Source organism: Lichenifustis flavocetrariae, from assembly GCF_026130545.1.
GTDB lineage: Bacteria > Pseudomonadota > Alphaproteobacteria > Rhizobiales > Beijerinckiaceae > Lichenihabitans > Lichenihabitans flavocetrariae.
The window spans coordinates 154,662-174,455 of the sequence record NZ_JAMOIM010000013.1; the positions used below are offsets into that span (position 1 = coordinate 154,662).

The following is a 19,794-nucleotide window of genomic DNA, read 5'->3' on the forward strand; positions in this document are numbered from 1 at the left end:
GAGCTCTCGAAGCCACTGCGGATGTTCGAGGATTTCGCGGGTGAGTTCGAGGCTGGGCTGTTTCCCGGCCTGCAGCTTGAAGGATGTCACAGTGGAGTTGCGCCGCAAACAACGCATGGATCCCCTGACCGGCTTGAAAGCGGTGACTGGTCCTGATCTTGCGAGTTTTATCCGCGAGATTGAACTGATGCGGATTTTGCCCCTGGGGAGCAGCGTTGCCGGTATTTGCGCAGGCGCGAGCCGGGCGCGGTCAGAATGACGTTACTAGGCCAAGATCCGCGACGCCAATTCTTGGAAACGGGTGAGCTGATCCGCCACATCTCCCAGAGCGGCGACCTTCTGGTGGTTATAGCAGTGAACGAGATGCCCCCCGCCCAGCGCGGACGGCGGCGGTGACACATCGCGACAGCGTGACTCCGTAAAGGGGCAGCGGGTCGCGAGCGGGCATCCCGGCGGCAGGTCGATCGGGCTTGGGATCTCACCTTCGAGCGTGAGACGCCGTTCGGCCTTGAGCGAGGGATGAGGGAGCATCACCGAGGCCAGCAGGCCCGCACTATAGGGGTGTCGCGGGGCCGCGAACAGCCGATCTGAGGGTCCTTCCTCGGCAATGCTGCCGAGGTAGAGCACGACCACACGGTGGCTGAGGAAGCGCACCGTGCTAAGGTCATGGGAGATGAAGAGGTAGGCGGTGTCGAGATCGGCCTGCAGCGCCTTGAGCAAGTCGACGATCTCGGCGCGCGCGGTGGGATCGAGGGCAGAGGTCGGCTCGTCCAGAACGATGAGGTCAGGCCGCGTCACGATCGCCCGACCAATCCCGACGCGCTGCTGCAAGCCGGCACTGAGGTCCGCCGGGCGAACATCGAGAAGCGCCGGCCGCAGGCCGATCAGAGCCGCTGTTTCGGCCACCCGCCGGTCACGATCGCCCCGCGACATGCCGAGCGTGAGCAGCGGCTCCCCCAGGATTTCGCCGATGCGCATCCGGGGGTTCAGTGATTCGGCGGGTTCCTGAAACACCATCTGCAGCCGACCCCGCAGCGCCTTGGCGCGGACGTCAACGCCCCGTCCCATCGCTTGGCCTTTGAAGAAGATGCCACCGGCGGTGGGCTCGATCAGCCCGAGAAGGCAGCGCCCGATGGTCGTCTTGCCCGAGCCGGATTCACCCACGAGCGACACGGTCTCGCCACGCTCGATGGAAAAGCTCACGCCGTTGATCGCTTGCACTTTCCGGCGCGAGCCCGCGATCGGGAAGTGCTTCACGAGGTTCTGCACCTCCAGGAGGCTGCTCATCTGACTAGATCCCGACTGGGAAATGGCATCGCACGGCACGAGCGTCACCGAGGCGCCGAAGAGCCGGATGCTCGCTTGTGCATCGCGGCTGCCGGCGGACGCAACGCGGAGCGAAGACACACCCTTCGCCGGCCCCAGGCAGAGTTTCGTCTGGCGGAACGGTCCAACGGCGGCGCAGGTCCGCGCTATGCGAGAAGGCCGCGAGCAGCATGAGGCTATAGGGATGGGTCGGCCGATCAAAGAAAGTATCAACCGTCGCGACTTCCACGACCTCACCGGCATAGAGTACCACGATGCGGTCGCAGAAATGCGCCGTGATGGCGATGTCGCGGGTGATGAAAAGGGCGGAGGAGTCCTTGGCTCGGATCAGCGTCCGCAGCAGATCGAGGATTTGGGCCTGCACGGTGACATCGAGGCCGCTCGTCGCGTCGTCGGAGATCACGAAGGCCGGCGAGCAGGCGAGCGCGATGGCGATGACGACGCGCTGCGCCATCCCGCCGCTGAGTTCATGCGGATAGGCATCGAGCCGCCGTGCCGGATCAGGGATCGAGACGGCCTTGAGCATGTCGAGCGCGGCCGCGCGCGCGGCGCTGCGGCCGAGCCCCAGATGGTGCCGAACGACATTTCCGATCTGCTCGCCGACTGTGAGGACCGGGTTCAGTTCGCTGCGCGGATTGGGAATGACCATGGCGAGGTTGCGCCCGCGGATCGCACGAAGCGCATCGTCGCCGAGGTCAGCCATCACCTGCCCACGGAAGCTGATCGTTCCCGCATCGATGCGCCCCGGCTGCGGCACGAGCCCCATGATGGCGCGCGCCAACGTCGTCTTGCCGGCCCCTGATTCGCCAACGAGGCCCACCATCTCGCCCCGCTCGATTGTCAGGTCGATTCCGCGCAGCGCCTCGGTCGGTGGGTCGACGGGGTGGCGGAAGGAGACATGCAGTCCTTCGACACGCAGCAATGGGTCCGATGGCGAGGCGGAAGACGGCGGCATGAGGTCGGCCTGCGACTGCATGTCAGCCCCGGGTTCGCGGATCGAGGAGAAAATAGGCGAGGTCCACGCAGAGGTAGACGATCAGCGAGAAGATCGCCGAGAAGACCACGAAGCCGAGGACCGGGTTGATATCGGCATTAAGGACGCCCTGGACCGCATATTGGCCGGCCCCGCCCCAGCTGAAGACGATCTCCACCAGCACCGCGCCGCCGATCAGGAAGCCGTAGAGCACGCTCACGATTGTCACGATCGACGGCAGCGCGGCGCGGATCGCCTGGCGCATGACGACGCGTCGCGGCAACCCGCACATCTCGGCGTAGCGGATGAAGTCCGACGCCAGAATCCGGCCCACTGTCGACTGGGTCATCTTGAGGATCGGCCCGGCATTGATGAAGCCCAGCGTCGCGACGGGAAGGACGAGATGCGCCAAGGCCGATCCGAGCGCCTGAAGATCGCCCGCCAGCAGGCTGTCAAGGATGAGGCTGCCCGTCACGAAGGGGGGCGCTACCAGCGCGATATCGAGCCGCCCGAGCGGGGCGGGTGCGACATGAAGCGTCGAGTAGAAGACGTAGATGAGGACCAGGGCGAGCCAGAAGTCGGGGATCGCGCCGGCCAGCAGGCCATACGCCTCGCCGATCTTGCGCAAAGGCCCCCGTCCCGCCCGGGCCGCCGCGATTCCGAGCGGAATGCCGATCAGCAGCGCCAGGCTGAGCCCCAGCGTCACGAGTTCCAGCGTCGCGGGGAAGCGCTCGATGAGGTCGCTGACGACCGGACGCGTACTCTGCCAGGACGTGCCAAGGTCGCCGTGGAAGACGTGTCCGATATAGACCGCGAACTGCCGGATCAGGGATTGGTCCAGTCCCAACGCCCGGCGCAAGCCGTCGATGGCGTCCGGCGTCGCGTTGGGGCCGAGCATGAGCACCGCCGGATCGCCGGGAATGAGTTTCACCAGGAAGAAGCTCACCATCAGGATCCCGACGAGTTGCGGGAGCACGAAAGCGAGGCGTCGCAGGATGTAGCGAGCAAGGGCCATCTGACGGCTCAGCCTCCCTTGCCGGCGCGGCCGACGAGGCGCAGTTGAGCCGGGTCGGCCATGACCTCGATGCTGTTTCCAATGAGGGCGAAGCCGAAGACCGTGAGGCCGAGCGCGACCCCGGGGAACACCGACGGCCACCATTGCCCTGTCGTCACATTCTGATATCCGGTCGCGATCATGCTGCCCCATTCAGGCGTCGGCGCCACGACGCCCGCGCCCACGAAGCTCAAGCCCGCCGTGAGCAGCACCGACCAGCCGATATTCACTGAAAGCTGTGCCAGCGCCGCCGCGATCGCATTGGGCAGGATATGGCGCCGCAGGATGGCGAAGTCCGACGACCCGGCCACGAAGGCCGCATCGACGTAGCGCATACCCCGGATCGACAGCACCTGGCTGCGCATCAGGCGGAGATAGATGGGGATGTTGACGAACGCGATGGCGACCACGACGCTGATGATGCTCTGGCCGAAGACGGCCACGAGCGCGATGGCGAAGACGAAGACCGGGAACGCTTGCAGCACGTCAGCCGCGCGCATCACGAGCACGCTGAACGTCCGGCGCGCGAGCGAACGGCCCTCGTAGTAGCCAACGATCGCCCCGAGCGGGATGCCGACCATCGCCGACAGGGCCGTCCCTAACACCGCGATCGTCAGGTCGGTGCGTGGCGCAAAGAGGATCCGGCTGAGGATGTCCATCCCGGTATTGTCGGTACCGAGCCAGTGGGAGAAACCGGGCGGCGACAGATAGACGTCCGGGTTCGCGGTCACGGGATCGTAGGGGGCGATCCATGGCGCGAGGATCGCGCAGGTCATAACGGCGGTGACGATGACATAGCCGAGCGCAAAGCTCGGCCGCCCGTGCAGGACGAGAAGAAAAAGCGAGCCGCGCGACCTCCACCGCGACCGACGGCCGGCACGCGGCGGCAGGGAGAGGCCCCCGGCCGACACTATGGTCCCCGACGGCCCCGACATCGTCAGGCTTGCGCCGAAAAGTCGGCGAAGTTGATCGAATTGGACGTGTAGTAGGTGAAGCCACGCACCGTGTCGCGCCGGGCCATCGTATAATTCGGCGAGGCCACGAAGACCCATGGTGCATCGGCCATGACGATCTCCTGGATCTTTTGCATCAGCTCCGTGCGCTTGCCGAGATCGGTCATCTGCGCGCCGGCCTCGATCAGCTTGTCGACCTCGGGATTGGCATAGTTGCTATAGTCGACGAACGATTTCGAGTAGAAATAAAGACGAAGTGCGAAGACCGGGTCCGCTGTCCAAGGCGCGTCCACGAAGAAGAGCATCGGCTGCTTGCGTGCGGAGACCTCGTTGAAGTAGGTCCCGGCGGGAACCTTGTGCAGCGTCAGCTCGACGCCGATTTTGCGCAGCGATGTCTGGAACAGGATGGCGATGGGCTCCTGTACCGGGTCGCCCGCATTGTAGGAGATCTGCATCTTGAAACCGTCGGGCAGACCGGCCTTCAGGAGGAGGGCCTTGGCCTTTTCGAGGTCATAGCCGTAATGGTCGAAGGTGCCGTTGAAGCCCGGATAGATGTTCGGCATGCAGCCGTTCAATGGGCTCGCGATATTCTGAAAGATCGACGCGATCACCTGGGCCCGCGGGAAGGCGTAGTTCATCGCCTGGCGCACTTCAGGCTTGTCGAAGGGCGCAATTTTGGCGTTGAGGATGATCCACATCATCGAGGATGCGGCGACCGTCTCGACCTTGACGCCAGGGGCCTTCTCGAGTTGCTTGATCTCCAACGGTTGGAGTGCTTGCGCGATGTCCACCGCCCCGCCCTGCAGAAGAGCCACACGGGCCGACGACGTCGGCACTTCCTTGTAGATTACCGTGTCGATCGCCGGCTTGCCGAGATAATAGTCGGCACGGGCCTTGAACACGGCCTGTTGGCCGCGCGTGATTGCGGCAAGGCGGTAGGGGCCGAAGCCGGCGGAATCGTTCTCGAGGAATTTGCGCGCCCACGGATCGTCGGCGGTCGCCATCTGCTTGCACTTCACGCTGTCGAATATGTTGGCGTAGCGATGCGTCTGGATCTTCAGCATGATCGGGTTGGGCTGCGAAGGGTGAAAGGTGACCGTGTAGCGGTCTTCCACCTTGACGCTGTCGGGCGTCGCCAGCGCCATCAGGCCAACCTGAAAGCCACCGATGGCATTCAGCGCGAACTTACGATCCCAGGTCCATTTCACGTCGTCGGCAGTGAGTTCGTTCCCCCAATTGCTCAGAACACCTTTGCGCAAGTGCATCCGTAGCGACAGGCCGTCCGGTGCAACATCCCAGCTTTCGGCGAGCCGACCTTCGAGGTCCGCGTCGCCGGGCAGGCTTGGGTTGTCGACAATATCCTCCCGCATCACATCAGGGTGCTTGGGATCCGGGATTTTTCGATAGGCCACAAGACTATCGTAGAGCTGCCCAATGGCATCGATCGTCCCAAGACTTCCATCGTATTCGTTGTCGAGGCTCTGGGGTGTCCCAGGGGCGGCAACCACCAACGTGCCCGGCGTTACCGCAAAAGCCGCTGTGCTCCGCAGTAGATCGGCTGTCAGACCGGAACCGGTAGCAAGTACCGCGTAGCGCAGCGCATCGCGCCGGCTGAGGGCACCGAATAGCAAGTCACTGTCTTGCATGGAAAGGATTCCCTCAATTGAAATCAAGATGCCGCAGCCGCCGGCTGTCACGCGATCGATCAAGGCGGATCACAACACCGCTGTATTGGCCGGGGCTTTCACGAAACCGATGCTGGTCAAAACAAAATTTGACCGCCGCTGTCTGAAGTCTTGCCGCACCGCCTGTCATGTCGCGGACACAATCAGAATGTCGGCAAATTCCAGCGGATTGTCAACAGAAGACAGAAAATATCGACTGAAAGATGCGATGAAAGCTGGCCAAGCTGACTTCTATTGTTTTTTATTGTTTTATATCAATTTACTAGAAGATTTGGCGCATGTTTCAAGGGACGTTCTGCCGCGAAGATCAGCGCAGAACGGTCGACAGTCAAACCGGGGACGTGATCGTCGGGGACACACTAGACTCAGAATTCCGGCGGCTCGATCGGGTTGGCATTGCCGCTCGATCTCACCGATCCGCAACGGCTCCAACCGACGACACTGTGACGAGCGATCAATCCGCCGGGTGTGCGGCTTTCCACCAGCGGGCGATGTCGATCCGCCGCATGAATTCGGCGCCCCCCTTCGCGCGGGCGTAGTCGAGAAACTCGCGCAGCGCATGAACACGGCTGGCCTGGCCGATGATGCGCGGATGCAGACCGATCGACATAAGGCGGGGATGATCCGCCCCCTCCTCATGCAGCAGGTCGAAGCCCCGCTTCAGGTTGTCGACATAATCGGACGGTGAGCCATAGCTTGGCACGAGGCTGAACCGAGCATCGTTGTAGGTGGCGCTGTAAGGCACGATGAGCTGGCGAGCGGTGCCGACGCGCGCGTAATACGGGAAGTCGTCGTTATAGGCGTCCGAATCATATTCGAAGCCACCTTCCTCCAGCAGCAGTTCGCGCGTATGCACGGACGCACCGTAACGGCAGTACCAGCCGAGCGGGCGCTGCCCGCAGGTCTCGGTGATCGAGGCGACGGCGCGGCGGATATGTTCCGCCTCCTCGTCCCGACTGAGCGTCCAGACCTCCTCCCACCGCCAACCATGCGAGCAGGGCTCGTGTCCGGCTTCGCGGATCCAAGCCGCGACCTCCCGGTTTCGCTCAAGGGCAACGGCCGCCGCGAAGAAAGTGACCGGAATCTGATAGGCCGAGAACAGCCGCTCAAGGCGCCAGATGCCAGCTCTGGAGCCGTATTCATAAACGGATTCGGCGCACAGGTCGCGATAACGCGGGTCCATCGCGTAGATGGACTCGGTCATTCCGTCGTTACGACCATCGCCGTTCGGATGGGCATATTCCGAACCTTCCTCGTAGTTGACCACGATGCTGATGGCCACGCGCCCGCCGTTGGGCAGGGGCACGCGTGGGGCATGCCGCCCGTACCCAACGAGGTCGCGCTCAGGACCCGGGACCGCCGTCCCCACGAAAGGCTGGAAGGCGTTCACGAGCGACCGTCCCGGGCGGCAGCCCCAATGCGGTCGAGATAGGCCAGCACCGCGTCGCAAGGCAGCACGTCCCCACAAAAGCGGTTCATGTCGAACAGGCTGACGCGGTGGCAGATTTCGATCCTGTCGAAAACCGCCTCCTCGGGAATGATGGTGAAGAAATTATGCTGCTCGCTGTCGATGGCGGTCGCCCGGACGCAATTGCTCGTCGAGCCACCGGTGATGATGCAAGTGTCGATCTGTTTGTCGATGAGGAGCGAGAGCAGCGGCGTGCCGAAAAAGGCGCTTTTCTTCTTTTTGTCGAGAACGATCTCACCCTTGAGGGGACGCAGCGGCTCGACGATCTCGGCCCCGAACGTCCCCCCGAAATAGAGGTTGTCGCCGCGCCCGATGCCGGCGCCGACCTTGCGGTGGAACATGCCGCAATCATCGGCGTCCGGGTTGACGATGAAGCGAGTCTGGAACACCGGGACTCCATTGCGCCGGGCGGCTGCCTGCAGAGCGACCATCCTGTCCACGGCCGTGAACCCGACCTCGCCGCAGGCGAGCGGGAACTTCTCCTTGTTGTCGTCCGCGCCGCGGATGCCGGTCATGTAGTTCTGCGCATCGACGATGATCAGCGCGGGCCGCTTGCCGAAGCCCGCGGTCTGGGCCCATTTGCCACGCCGCATGACCTCTCGGTCGTTCTCGCTCAGCATGTCTTGCCAGTCGTCGGACGTCATAGATTCGTCTCCACTTCGATGAATGAGGCCCGAGCGACAGGCGTTCAGGCCATATGGTCGCCGCCGTTCATGTTGAGGCAGGCACCGACGAAATACGCGCCGGCGTCGCTCGCCAGCAGCACGACGGCGGGGGCAACCTCGCCGACCGTGCCGAACCGCTTGATGGGCGTGCCGGCGACCTTGGCCGCGACCCATTCGGGCGGCAGCGTGTCCTTGATCGGCGTGTCGATCGGGCCCGGCGCGATGGCGTTGACCGTGATGTTGTCGCCGATGACCTCGTAGGCCAGCGCGCGCGTGAAGCCGAGGACACCGGCTTTCGTCGCGCAGTAATGCACCATGTCCGGCGCGCCCTTGTAGCCGTTCTGCGAAGCGGTATTGATGATGCGACCCCAGCGCTTGCGCTTCATGGCTGGCAGGACCGCCTTCGTGCAGACGAAGAGGCTCCGCATGTTGACCCGCACCATCTCGTCCCAGACGGCAGCCGACATGTCGACGAGTGGCACGGCATTGTCGATGCCGGCGTTGTTGAAGAGAATGTCGATTTCGCCGAAGGCGCTTGTGATGGCCGCGAAAGCCGTTGCGACGGCCGTCTCGTCCGCGACATCCGCGACGGCTGCTGTCGCGCGATGCCCCCTGGCTCGAAGGTCGCTGGCGACAGCCTCGGCGCTCGCGCCGTTCCAGTCGACCACGCCGACCGCGGCTCCCGCCTCCGCGAGCGCGCGCGCGACCGCCTTGCCGATGCCGCTTCCACCACCGGTGACAACCGCCACGCGCTCGCTGAACTCCGACATCTGGCGACCCTCTCGCTAACCCATCGACGGACCCTATACGGCCTCTTTAAAACTGTCTACAGAAGACAGGATCAGATCTTTTCGGCACGATAACGACAAAGGGAACGTAGCGCATGAAGGCGATTGTTTTGCGAGAGCATGGCGGCCTGGAGCAACTTCGCTACGAAACCGTGGCGGACCCGGTGCCGGCCGCCAAACAGGTTGTGGTGCGCGTCCGGGCATCCGGGCTCAACCATTGCGACATCGATGTTCGTAACGGAACCTTCGGCGTTCAGCATAAGCTCCCCCATGTCATGGGTGTCGACGCGGCGGGCGAGGTCCTCGCCGTCGGCGGCGACGTGACGCTGTGGAAGGTCGGCGACCGGGTGGCACCGCATTTCATGGTCTCGTGTGGCCATTGCGCCAACTGTCGCAACGGACGGGAGAACATCTGCGAGAACGCGGACATTCTGGGCGTGACAGTCTGGGGAGGCTATGCTGAGAAGCTGGTCGTTCCCGAAAGCAATCTCATCGCGCTGCCGGACACCGTTTCGTTCGTCGACGCCGCCGCCTCGATGGTGCCTTTCGCGACCGCGTGGGAGGCGCTGATCACGACGGCGCGGCTGCAGGCGGGGGAAACGGTGCTGATCAATGCCGCCGGGGGCGGCGTCGGCTCCCACGCAGTGCAGATCGCGCGTCTCGCCGGCGCCCGGGTGATCGCCTCGGTCGGGGCCGACGACAAGGCCGACAAGGTGATGGCGCTCGGGGCGGATGCCGTCATCAACTATCGGAGCGAGACGCTGGTCGACGGCGTCAAGCGTCTGACGGGAGGCCGCGGCGTCGACGTCGCCTTCGACGGGGTCGGCGGCGACATCCTCAAGCAGAGCCTCAAGGCGCTTGCCGACGGCGGCCGGCTCGCCTCGATCGGTGCGCATGGCGGCGAGGTGGTGGACATCGATATGATCGAATTCTTCCGCAAGCACATCACGTTGCTCGGGTGCGGGCGGTCGACACGCGAGATCGCCGCCACGGTGCTCGGCCTCATGGCCGCCGGCCGGCTGAAGCCTGTGCTCCAGGGCACGTATCCCTTGGAGCGGGCGGCCGAGGCTCAGGCCCTCATGGAAAGCCGCAATTTCTTCGGACGCATCATCCTGCAGCCGGCGGCCTGAGGGACCGAACGCCGCGCCCGGCGAGCACGTCGCCTGGCGCGGCCCTCAAAGCGCGGTAAGGTCGACGGCGCGTGCATCCTCGGTGCCCACAAGCCGGGGATTGTTCTGCAGAAGCCGGGTTTGCGTCATGGCGTCCGACGCCAGGGCGTCCACGTCGTCGGCGTCGAGGCCACCGCCCCAAGCCTGCTCCGGATCGCCGTAAGCGCGCCGATCCGCTCCAAGTCACCCGCCTCGCAGGCGATGCTCGTGACCCGTGTCGAAGACAAAGCCACTCGCCGGCGCCTCAGGGAAGCGTGTTGATGGGGATGTCAACATCGAGCAGAGGCGCGTGCTGCTGCGCGCCGTAGACGTCCGTGTCGCCGAAGTCGCCCGCCGGGATCTTGCGGGGTACGGTCGCCTTGAAGGCCAGGGCGGCATCGTAGATCGTGAACTGCACCTGCTCGATGCCGACCTTGTAGAGGCGCGCGAAGAGCGGCGCGTCGAGCACGCCCGTTGCCTTGACGAGGTTGAACAGGGCGGGATCCTCGAAGACGACGTCGATGGTGAAGTGGAACGGTCCGGCGTTCTTGCTCTTGCAGACCTGGGCGATGGTTCCGATGCGGGCCATGGCTCAAACCGTCTCGTAGGTGATGGGGAAGAGTTCGGTCGGGGAACTGGCCTCGACCGTATGGAACACGTTGAAGCGGTACATCGGTCCGACGTCGATGTCGGAGGGCGAAAAAGGTATGGCCATGTTCCCCTCCTTGCAAAGTCGCCCCTCGAAGTCCGAATGCAGCATCGTCAGGCGCGCCATGCCGATCACCGCCGCAGCCTGTTCCTGGGTCTCGCAAATGGCTTCGACCACGAAGCAGAGTTCGTGGGCCGGTGTATTCGCCAGCGGCTCGAGGTCACCCATGACACCGTTCAGGCCATAGCTGCGGATGATCAGGCGAAAGGCATCCGGTGAGATGCCGAAGGCGGCGGATTTGTCGGCCACGACCTCCCGGACCTTGGCGAGGTAGGGCCCAATACTGGCGATCAGCACGGGATCACGCGTCGCGCATATCGTGATTGATCGGTAGCCGGCCAGCTCGACCCCCTCGAGCTTGATGGTGAGGCGCTCGGAAGGCTCCCACCGCATTCCTGAAATCCGCACGGCGCGATCCGACACCGCGTCGAAGCGGCACTCGGACGTGTCCAGAATGCCGCCAGGTTCGATGTGGCGGATCGGGCTGGAATTCTCATGCAACGCAAAATTGGCGACCGAGAGCGGCGTGCAGCGCCGGATTGGATTGGTCGGCTCGCATTCGACGTAGCCGTGGCCCACCGTCACGAACAGGCAATCCTCCTTCTTGGGGAGCGCGGGTTCGGCGCCGCATTCGAGCATCTTGCCGGCATACCAAGCCTCGGCCGAACCAAGCCCACCGCGAAGCACCGCCGCGGCCCAAGGCGCCGGATCCGTGCTGCGGCCGGCGATCACCACCTGGGCCCCGGCGTCGAGCGCAGCCTGATAGGGCTCCGGGCCCATGAGGCCGACGATGCGGGTCGACGCTTCGATGGTCTGCCGCGTCAGGGGCGCGAGGCCGGCGAGAGGCCGGGTCTGGCCCGCTTCCGCACGGCGGGCGAGCAGCTCCTTGTCCTGTTCGGATCCGATCAGCGCCATCTTGAAGCCGAGCTTGTCCTCGGCGGCGATTTCGCGCGCGATCGCGGCCGTCGCCTCGAGATGCGGGCGCCCGCCGGCACCTCCCGCCGTACTGATCACAACCGGCACACCCTGCTCGCAGGACGCCCGGAGCATGAGCTGGAGGTCGCGCTTGACGGCGCGGGGAGAGGTGAAGCCCTTGCCGGAGCCTAGATAGAACGGGCCCGGATCGACGCTGCCGGCGTCTGCGCCAATCAGGTGAGGTCGGCGCGCCATACCGCGCGCCAGGGATTCCTCGGGAAAGCCGTAACCCAGGATAGCAGTCGTTGAAAGAAGGCGGACTTCGGTCAAACGCGCTCACTCCATCGTCAAGGAAAGCCTCCTTTTGGTCTACTGTAGACAGAAGTCAACTCGGATTTTTGCTCATGCCATATGGGCGCCGCCGTTTACGGCGATGATTTCCCCGTTCACGAAGCTCGCGGCGTCGGAGACGAGGAAGGCGATCACACCCGCGACCTCCTCGGCCGATCCCAGTCGCCCCGGCAGCGTCCGCGACGCCAGGGTGCGCAGCTCGTCGAGGGCGTGCCCTTCGAGCGCCTGGTCGGTGAGGATCATGCCGGGCGCCACGGCGTTCACGCGGATGCCGTCCCGCGCCACGTCCATCGCGACGGCGCGGGTCATTGCATCCATGCCGCCTTTGCTGGCGCTGTAATGCACCCCGCGGGATGTCCCGTAGGCGGCGACGGAGGACACGTTGACGATCGCGCCCTTGATGCCCTCCGCCCGCATCTGGGCGACGGCGGCCTGGATGACGAAGGTGCTCGCACGGAGGTTCACGTCAAGCGTGAGGTCCCAAAGGTCATGGGAGAGCTCAGCCAAGCTTGCCCGATGGAAGATTCCGGCATTGTTGACGACGATGTGCAGCGGTCCCATGGCCCGCCAGGCAGCCTCGACGAGCTCGCCGGCTGCCCCGGCAATCCGCAAATCCGCCTGAAGCGTCGCGCATTTTCGTCCCATGTCCACGATCGTGCCAGCGAGGCTTTCGGTCGCCGCCGGGTCGTCGAGGTAGTGAAGCACGATGTCGGCACCGGCCTCTGCCAGCATAAGGGCGCTAGCCCGGCCGATGCCTTTCTGTGCTCCCGTCACAAGAGCGGTCCTGCCATGCAAATTCATGATCGACTCCGTTGCAGGCGCACCTTGCGCCTCATCGTAGGCGCATAACCGTCCCGTCCTTCCCAACATCGCGCGTGACGTAGCCCATCAGGAAACTGGGGATTGGCTTGTCGAGATTCTGGTAAGCCTTCAGAAGGATTACGCTGCGGAACAACTCCTCCGCCTCGACGGGATCGCCGGATTCGAGCGCATTCAGGAAGGCCTTGTGCCGCTCAGCCACTTCGGTGGGCTGCACATGATAGAGTTCGCTTCTAGCCAGATAGGCATAGAGGAGCGTCCGTAAGGCACGCCAGCTGCTGACCAGGAACCGGTTGCCCGACCCAACCACCATGGTTTCGTGGAATTGTGAGTCGAGGGCCTTATAGTCGTTTTCCCGCCCCTCGGTGGCCGCCTTGCGCATCAACGCATAGACCTCGCGAAGCTTCGCCCGGCTCTCGGCCGAGGCGTCCGCGGCGAACTGACGGGCAGCGAGGCCCTCCAACATTGCACGCAACAAGGACATGTTTTCGACGTCGGCGATCGACAGCTCGGCCACTCGGGTCCCGCGACCGGAACTTGTGACGACGAGGCCTTGCCCTGTCAGAACCTTGAGGGCCTCCCGCAATGGACCACGGCTGACACCGAGATCGGCGGCGACCTTGGTCTCGATCAGGCGCTCGCCCGGCTTGAGGACGCCGCTGATGATGGCGGTCACGAGCTTCTGAATGACCTGCTCGGTCAGCGCTACCTGCGCCGTGACTGCAAATCCGCTGAGATCAATGCCGGTTGTGGTGTCGTCAGCTTCCATGATCGTTTGTGCTCACCTCTCGGTATCAAACAGGATGGCTTTGTCGTCGACGGTTGACGGATCTGGCCTTGGCGCGCAAGTGCGCCGACACCGAGTGTTGCCACAGCTTACACGTTGGCATCCGACTCCGCGTTGAAGCCGATCAGAAAGTTTGCTTCCTGCTCAAATGTTAATCCGACAAACCTAGCAAATCGACTTTCCTGAACAAGCAATTTCTGTAGACTGACGACAGGATCTGCAATGAGGCTTTGCAGTCCATCGGGATGGAGCCGGGGATGTTGCGGAAACTTATGTCGGGGCAAGGCGCCCGCACGTCGCAGCTGGGTGCGGCATCGTTGTTGGTTGGATCCATCGCCTTCGCGGCTCCGGCTTGGGCGGCGGAACTCGACCTGGCGCCCTTCAAAGCCTCTCTGGCCCATTTCCAGGACAAGCCATCCTTCAAGCCTGCGGGTCCTGCCTTTGACGCGCGCAAGTGCATGGCCGGCAAAAGCATCGTGTCAATCCCGGTCTCGAGCGAGAATACGTTCACGGCGGCTATCGAGAAGGAGATGAAGGTCATCGCGGATCGCGTGGGCTTCAAGCTCACGACCTGGGAAAACCAGGGGACGAGCCAGCAATGGGCCCAGGGGATCAATGCCGCCATTGTCCAGAAGGCTAATCTCATCGACCTGCTCGCCGGCAGCGATCCGCGCACGCTTGTGCCACAGATTATGGCCGCCAAAGAGGCCGGCATCCCGGTCGTCGCCTCGCACGACAGCGGCATCGAACAGCGCGCCGAGATGATGAAGTATGTCGATGGTGACGCGGTGGTCGACTACCGCACCGTGGGCAACATCCTCGCCGACTGGGCGATCGTGAAGCGCGGCGGGAAGCTCAACGCGCTCGTTCTCATCGCGACAGGGCCTCTCGCAACCGGACTGATCCAGTCGGGCGTCGAAGAAGAACTGAAGAAGTGCCCGACGTGCTCCAGCAAGACGATCAACGTCCCGCCAGTCGATTGGGCAACCCGGCTAACGCCCACGGTGCAGTCCGCGCTCACTGCCGACCCGAGTATCAACTATATCATTACGATTTACGACGGCATGACGCAATTCGTCGTGCCCGGCGTCATCCTTGCCAACGCGCAGGACCGCGTGCTCATCGATGGCTTCAATGGCACGCCTGGCGCGCTGAGCCTCATCCAGCAGGGCCGGGTCGACATGACGATCGGCGAGAACCTCAATTGGATCGCCCATGCGGTACTCGACGCCAACATGCGGCGCGTCTGCGGTCTGACCCCTGTCAACGACCCCTTCATTCCGTTTTATCTGTTTGACGCCAGCAACGTGAAGGAGACCGGCACCCCTCCAGAGGTCTCCAAAGGATACGGTGACGCCTATGTGGCGGGCTACGACAAACTCTGGATGATGCACTGAGACCTCCTGCCATGACGGCGGCCCTGCAAGCGCGGCACGTCTCGAAAACCTTCGGTGGCAATCGGGTGCTCGACGACGTGAGCTTGGCGATTGAGCCGGGCGAGGTGCACGGACTGCTGGGCCAGAACGGTTCCGGCAAATCGACGCTGATCAAAATTCTGGCGGGCTACCAGGACGCGGATCCGGGAGCCGAACTGTTGATCGGCGGACACCGCGTCGCTCTGCCGCTGCCGAGCGGCCAGTCCCAGTCGCTCGGCATCAGCACCGTGCACCAGCACCTTGCGCTCATTCCCTCGCTGAGTGTCGTCGAGAACATGTTGCTGGGGCGTCTCGGTCGCTCCAACGCCATGGCGCTGTCGTGGCGCAAGGCGCGGGCGGAATGCGCGGCGGTATTCCAGCGCTACGGACTGGAAATCGACCCCGCCGCGACCGTCTCGGGCTTATCCGCCATCGAGCGGGCCATGGTGGCCATCGTTCGCGCCGTTGAGGATCTCGGTCTGCGCTCCAGCGGTTCGGGTCCTGGTGTTCTGATCCTCGACGAGCCGACGCCATTCCTCCCCAAGCAGGATGTCGAGACGCTCTTCGCGCTTGTCCGTCGCATCGTCGCGCGAGGCGCCAGCGTGCTGTTCGTCTCCCACGACATCGACGAGGTGCGGGAGATCACAGATCGTGCCACAGTGCTCCGTGATGGCCGTCTCGCCGGCACGATCGACACCAAAGCCTCGAGCCGCGATGAGATTATCAAGCTGATCATCGGGCGCGCGTTGCGCGCTGATCGACCTGCTTCGGAGGTCGCGCAAGGCGCTCCTGCGAAGGTTGCGGTCACCGGTCTTTCGGGCGGGGGCGTGAAGGGCGTCGACTTCGACTTGCAACCTGGCGAAATCCTCGGTCTCACCGGTCTGCTCGGTTCCGGCTTCGAATCCGTCGTCTACATGCTCTATGGTGCGATCCCTCGCACCACGGGTACCCTGCGCATCGAGGACGAGACGACCCCGCTCGCCGAGGCCACGCCCGCCCGATCAATCGCGGCCGGCACGGTTCTGATCCCGGGGGATCGCAACGCCAGGGCGGCGATCGGGATCTTGCCGATCGCGGACAACGTCACGATGCCGGTGCTGAGCCGCAAGCTGAACAAATGGTTCGTTCGGCGTGGCCCAATGCATCAACTCGCGCAAGACCTGGGACGGCAGTTTGGCGTGGTGCCGAACAGACCCGAGCAGCCGCTCTCGTCCCTCTCGGGCGGCAATGCGCAAAAGGTCGTGATCGCCAAATGGCTTCAAACCGACCCGCGCTTGATTCTACTGGACGAGCCGACCCAAGGCGTTGACGTCGGCGCCCGGGAACTGGTTTTCGATGCGATCAGGGGCGCCACGCGCAAAGGCGCCGCGGTGATCTGCGCCAGCTCGGACTACGAGCAGCTTGCCATGCTGTGCGACCGGGTGCTCGTCTTCGCCGATGGGCGTGTCGGCGCTGAGCTCAACGGCGAGCAGATCTCGAAGCAGAGCATCGCGGAAACCTGCCTTCGCGGCGCCTCCAAGCTACCGGATGCTTTATGAAGAACCTGTCCGCCTCGGTTGCCGCCCCCCTCAAGCCCTGGTCGCGCTTGAACCTCGCTGTCGAGGCCGAGCGGTTCGGGCTGGTGATCGCGCTCATTGTCCTGTTCGCGCTTTTCGGCGTGCTGCAGCCTGGCACATTCCTCAGCTGGGGCAATATTTCGGGGATGCTCGGCTCGCAGGCGGTGCTCGCCATCGTGGCGCTCGCCCTGATCGTCCCATTGACCTCGAACGATTTTGACATGTCGATCGCCAACGTGCTCGTGCTGGCTTCGGTGATCGTCGCGGTGATGAACGCCCAGATGGGCCTCTCGCTCTGGCTCGCCATCCCGGCCGCCCTCCTGTCCGGTCTCTTGGTGGGCGCGATCAACGGGTTCTTCATCACATATTTTCGCATTCACTCGCTGATCGTCACCATCGCGACCGGCACGTTCGCCAGCGGCGTGGCGACCTGGATGAGCGGCTCGCAGACGATCAGCGGCGTCGACTTCGCGTTGATGAATTACGTCATCGTCAAACGGCTGTTCGGCGTGCCGGTCGTGTTCTACTATGCGGTCCTGCTCGCCTTGGTGCTCTGGTACGTGTTCGAGCATACCGCCATGGGACGGCGCGTGCTCTTCGTGGGGCGCGGCCGGGAGGTTTCGCGCCTGAGCGGCATAGACACCGACCGCGTTCGCTGGAGCGCCTTGATCGCGTCGGGCTTTCTAGGTGCCCTCGCGGGCATTCTCTATTGCGGCACGCAGGGCGCGGCCGATCCGTCGTCAGGCGCCTCGTTCCAGCTCCCTGCCTTCGCGGCCGCCTTCCTCGGCTCGACAGCCATCCAGCCTGGTCGCTTTAACGCGTGGGGGACGTTGGTGGCCGTCTACTTTCTCGTGATCGGCATCACCGGCTTGGTGTTCATGGGCATGAGTTCGTTCGTGCAGTCGTTGTTTTACGGCGGAGCCCTTCTGGTGGCCGTCGTGTTGTCCCAATGGGTGCGCGGTCGCGCCGAACAGCAGTTCTGAAGGCAAGAGAGTGGCTGGAAATACCTCCCGGCCACCAGTCTCGATTGGAAGAGAAACGATATGATGGAAGCGATCGGCTACGCGGCTGTCGACGCGGAAACGCCCCTGCAGCCATTCCGGTTCAAGCGTCGAGACCCGGGCCCGAGCGACGTTGCGATCGAGATCCTCTTCTGCGGCGTCTGCCATACCGACCTGCACCAGAGCCGCAACGACTGGGGAAATGCCCTCTATCCGATGGTGCCGGGACACGAGATCGTGGGCCGTGTCACCGCGGTGGGCGGGTCGGTGACTCGGCTGAAGGCGGGTGATCTCGCAGGCGTCGGCTGCATGGTGGATTCCTGCCGACACTGCGCGCCTTGCAGGGCCAAGCTCGAGCAATATTGCGACGAGGGCGCAACGTGGACCTACAATGCGCGGGAGCGCGCGACCCAGAACCTGACCTTCGGCGGATATTCCGACCGCATCGTCGTCGACGAGCGTTTTGTCGTGAAGGTGCCCGAGGCTTTGGACCTCAAAGCCGTGGCGCCGCTGCTCTGCGCCGGCATTACGACCTACTCGCCGCTGAAGCACTGGAAGGTTGGTCCTGGCCAGAAGGTGGGAGTGATCGGGCTCGGCGGCTTGGGCCACATGGGCTTGAAGTTCGCCCGAGCCTTCGGCGCCCGCGTCGTCATGATCACCACATCAGCCGGCAAGGCCGCCGATGCGCGGCGTCTCGGCGCAGACGAAGTGTTGATTTCGACCGACGCCGATGCGATGGCCCACCACCGCGCGAGCTTCGATTTCCTTCTCAACACCATCCCGGTCGGGCACGACCTCAACCCCTATACGAACCTGCTGAAACTGGACGGGACGATGACGCTCGTCGGCGCATTGACGGAGCTCGCCCCCCTGGTTGGCGGCAACCTGATCGGCGGCCGACGCCGCGTCGCAGGGTCGGCGATCGGGGGCACCGCGGAAACGCAGGAAATGATGGACTTCTGCGCAGCGAACGGCATCGTCAGCGATGTCGAAGTGATCCCGATCCAGGCGATTGCCGCGGCCTTTGACCGGTTGCTGCGCAACGATGTCCGGTATCGCTTCGTGATCGATATGGCGTCGCTCGCCGCTTGACCGATGTATCTTATGCAGCATGCCGTTGCGCAGCACCGCGACAGGACTGGATATCCGGCCGAGGAACGTCGACGCCAGCAAGATTGCGGGAACGGCCAAGTCGCTTCGGTCGGAGTGCCTAGACCACTGAGACCCGAGATCAACAAGCCGGATCGGCATGCAAGACGATGGACTGTCAACTTGATTTCCGCTGATGCCCGACGCGCCGGCTATCGCCGCGCAATATAGTGGGTGGGCACTCGGAACACAGCCGGATGCCGGGCAACTATCATCTGACGTTACTCAGCATACACACCGCTCGCGGCCAATCTCCGGATTCTACGGCGCCTAGGTATTCGTGGTTGATTGAAATAATTGGCGCGCCCGAGAGGATGAAACTGGGAATTGCTATTTGACTGCCTTGCCTCTGTAATCTCCGCCGCACCGGTTTAGGCAGGCGCAAGATACTGGCCTGTCGAGCATACGATCAGCTGTCGCCCGCCGCGGGTCATAGCGACGTAGAGATGCCGGTGGTCCATAACCGCCGGATTCAAGATCACGGCGACGTCTGCTTCCAGCCCTTCGGGCAGGAGCGTGCTGCCGACGGTGCGCTTGGCGAGAGGGCGGCCAACCAATCGAGATCGCTCTGCGACCTCCAGGCCGTGATCTGGCTGGGAAGCACGTCGACCTGTTAGGCCAACTCAGCCAGCATCTTCTCACCCCTGACCGCAGCCAGTGCGACCTTTGCCTTGAAGGCCTGCGAATGGTTTCGGCGCGTTCGCTTCGTCATTGTCTCTCCCGATCCGCGGCCAAATTGGCCGCTGTCAGGCAGAAACTCCACCCATCCCACCTGTCCAGATTCCCCGAACCACCTCACTGATCCGTTCTGCGGCGCGAGACATCGAACAGGCCATCAGCCATCCCACCCATTCGGATGGTATCCGCCCGGCGACGACCGCCTTGCGAGCGGGTGAGGCTGCTGTGAAGCTGTGCTTGTAAGTCCACCTTATGAGCGCTTGTAGCTGCACAGCACGACCCAGATCACCCTGCAGACCGGCCCGGAACGTCGACGACGTTGGAGCGCTGCGGCGCAGCGGGAGATCCTGTCGG

The 19,794-nt window shown here is 63.8% G+C and carries 18 protein-coding genes; 6 read left to right on the forward strand and 12 right to left on the reverse strand.

Features of this window, described 5'->3' with window-relative positions; genetic code table 11:
• Positions 1-91: 91 nt before the first annotated feature.
• A complete protein-coding gene (locus M8523_RS19325; protein ID WP_282586530.1) occupies positions 92-259 on the forward strand; it encodes a hypothetical protein in 168 nt (55 codons plus the stop codon).
• A 5-nt stretch (positions 260-264) separates the two neighbouring features.
• Here M8523_RS19325 and M8523_RS19330 read toward each other — a convergent pair whose 3' ends face one another.
• The 8 genes from M8523_RS19330 to M8523_RS19365 all read right to left on the reverse strand — a co-directional run bounded on the left by M8523_RS19330 (position 265) and on the right by M8523_RS19365 (position 8,894).
• Positions 265-1,287, reverse strand: coding sequence for an oligopeptide/dipeptide ABC transporter ATP-binding protein (locus tag M8523_RS19330; RefSeq protein WP_282586531.1), 1,023 nt, complete (start codon positions 1,285-1,287; stop codon positions 265-267).
• A gap of 4 nt (positions 1,288-1,291) precedes the next feature.
• Positions 1,292-2,302: an ABC transporter ATP-binding protein gene (locus M8523_RS19335; protein WP_282586532.1), complete on the reverse strand. Its 1,011-nt coding sequence runs from the start codon at positions 2,300-2,302 to the stop codon at positions 1,292-1,294.
• A 1-nt stretch (position 2,303) separates the two neighbouring features.
• On the reverse strand, positions 2,304-3,314 hold the full coding sequence (locus M8523_RS19340) for an ABC transporter permease (protein ID WP_282586533.1): 1,011 nt from the start codon (positions 3,312-3,314) through the stop codon (positions 2,304-2,306).
• Between the two features lie 8 nt (positions 3,315-3,322).
• Entirely contained in the window at positions 3,323-4,288 is a 966-nt protein-coding gene (locus M8523_RS19345; RefSeq protein ID WP_282586534.1) for an ABC transporter permease, read from the reverse strand.
• 2 nt (positions 4,289-4,290) lie between these two features.
• Entirely contained in the window at positions 4,291-5,952 is a 1,662-nt protein-coding gene (locus M8523_RS19350) for an ABC transporter substrate-binding protein (RefSeq protein WP_282586535.1), read from the reverse strand.
• Between the two features lie 493 nt (positions 5,953-6,445).
• The gene (locus tag M8523_RS19355) at positions 6,446-7,381 is read right to left on the reverse strand and encodes a polysaccharide deacetylase family protein (RefSeq protein WP_282586536.1); all 936 of its coding nucleotides are present in this window, start codon (positions 7,379-7,381) and stop codon (positions 6,446-6,448) included.
• Entirely contained in the window at positions 7,378-8,103 is a 726-nt protein-coding gene (locus tag M8523_RS19360) for an isochorismatase family protein (protein ID WP_282586537.1), read from the reverse strand. Before M8523_RS19360 ends, M8523_RS19355 begins: the two co-directional genes overlap by 4 nt.
• Before the next feature lie 44 nt (positions 8,104-8,147).
• Positions 8,148-8,894, reverse strand: a complete 747-nt coding sequence (locus tag M8523_RS19365; RefSeq protein ID WP_282586538.1) for an SDR family NAD(P)-dependent oxidoreductase — start codon at positions 8,892-8,894, stop codon at positions 8,148-8,150.
• A gap of 113 nt (positions 8,895-9,007) precedes the next feature.
• On the opposite strand from M8523_RS19365, the gene M8523_RS19370 reads away from it, so the two are divergent.
• Entirely contained in the window at positions 9,008-10,042 is a 1,035-nt protein-coding gene (locus M8523_RS19370; protein ID WP_282586539.1) for an alcohol dehydrogenase catalytic domain-containing protein, read from the forward strand.
• Positions 10,043-10,325: 283 nt separating this feature from the next.
• Here M8523_RS19370 and M8523_RS19375 read toward each other — a convergent pair whose 3' ends face one another.
• From M8523_RS19375 to M8523_RS19390, 4 genes are all read right to left on the reverse strand, one after another.
• Entirely contained in the window at positions 10,326-10,649 is a 324-nt protein-coding gene (locus tag M8523_RS19375; protein ID WP_282586540.1) for a DUF4387 domain-containing protein, read from the reverse strand.
• Positions 10,650-10,652: 3 nt separating this feature from the next.
• On the reverse strand, positions 10,653-12,014 hold the full coding sequence (locus tag M8523_RS19380) for an acyclic terpene utilization AtuA family protein (protein ID WP_282586541.1): 1,362 nt from the start codon (positions 12,012-12,014) through the stop codon (positions 10,653-10,655).
• 72 nt (positions 12,015-12,086) lie between these two features.
• Positions 12,087-12,836 (reverse strand): SDR family NAD(P)-dependent oxidoreductase, encoded by a 750-nt coding sequence (locus M8523_RS19385; protein WP_282586542.1) that lies wholly within the window; start codon positions 12,834-12,836, stop codon positions 12,087-12,089.
• Between the two features lie 31 nt (positions 12,837-12,867).
• Positions 12,868-13,623, reverse strand: coding sequence for a GntR family transcriptional regulator (locus tag M8523_RS19390; RefSeq protein WP_282586543.1), 756 nt, complete (start codon positions 13,621-13,623; stop codon positions 12,868-12,870).
• A 275-nt stretch (positions 13,624-13,898) separates the two neighbouring features.
• On the opposite strand from M8523_RS19390, the gene M8523_RS19395 reads away from it, so the two are divergent.
• Genes M8523_RS19395 through M8523_RS19410 form a run of 4 tightly spaced genes read left to right on the forward strand, consistent with a single transcriptional unit; the run spans position 13,899 to position 18,705 of the window.
• Positions 13,899-15,038, forward strand: coding sequence for a sugar ABC transporter substrate-binding protein (locus M8523_RS19395; protein ID WP_282586544.1), 1,140 nt, complete (start codon positions 13,899-13,901; stop codon positions 15,036-15,038).
• Between the two features lie 11 nt (positions 15,039-15,049).
• Positions 15,050-16,594, forward strand: a complete 1,545-nt coding sequence (locus tag M8523_RS19400) for a sugar ABC transporter ATP-binding protein (protein WP_282586545.1) — start codon at positions 15,050-15,052, stop codon at positions 16,592-16,594.
• A complete protein-coding gene (locus M8523_RS19405) occupies positions 16,591-17,595 on the forward strand; it encodes an ABC transporter permease (RefSeq protein ID WP_282586546.1) in 1,005 nt (334 codons plus the stop codon). The genes M8523_RS19400 and M8523_RS19405 overlap by 4 nt, the downstream gene beginning before the upstream one ends.
• Positions 17,596-17,655: 60 nt before the next feature.
• Entirely contained in the window at positions 17,656-18,705 is a 1,050-nt protein-coding gene (locus M8523_RS19410; RefSeq protein ID WP_282586547.1) for an NAD(P)-dependent alcohol dehydrogenase, read from the forward strand.
• Positions 18,706-19,794: the final 1,089 nt, after the last annotated feature.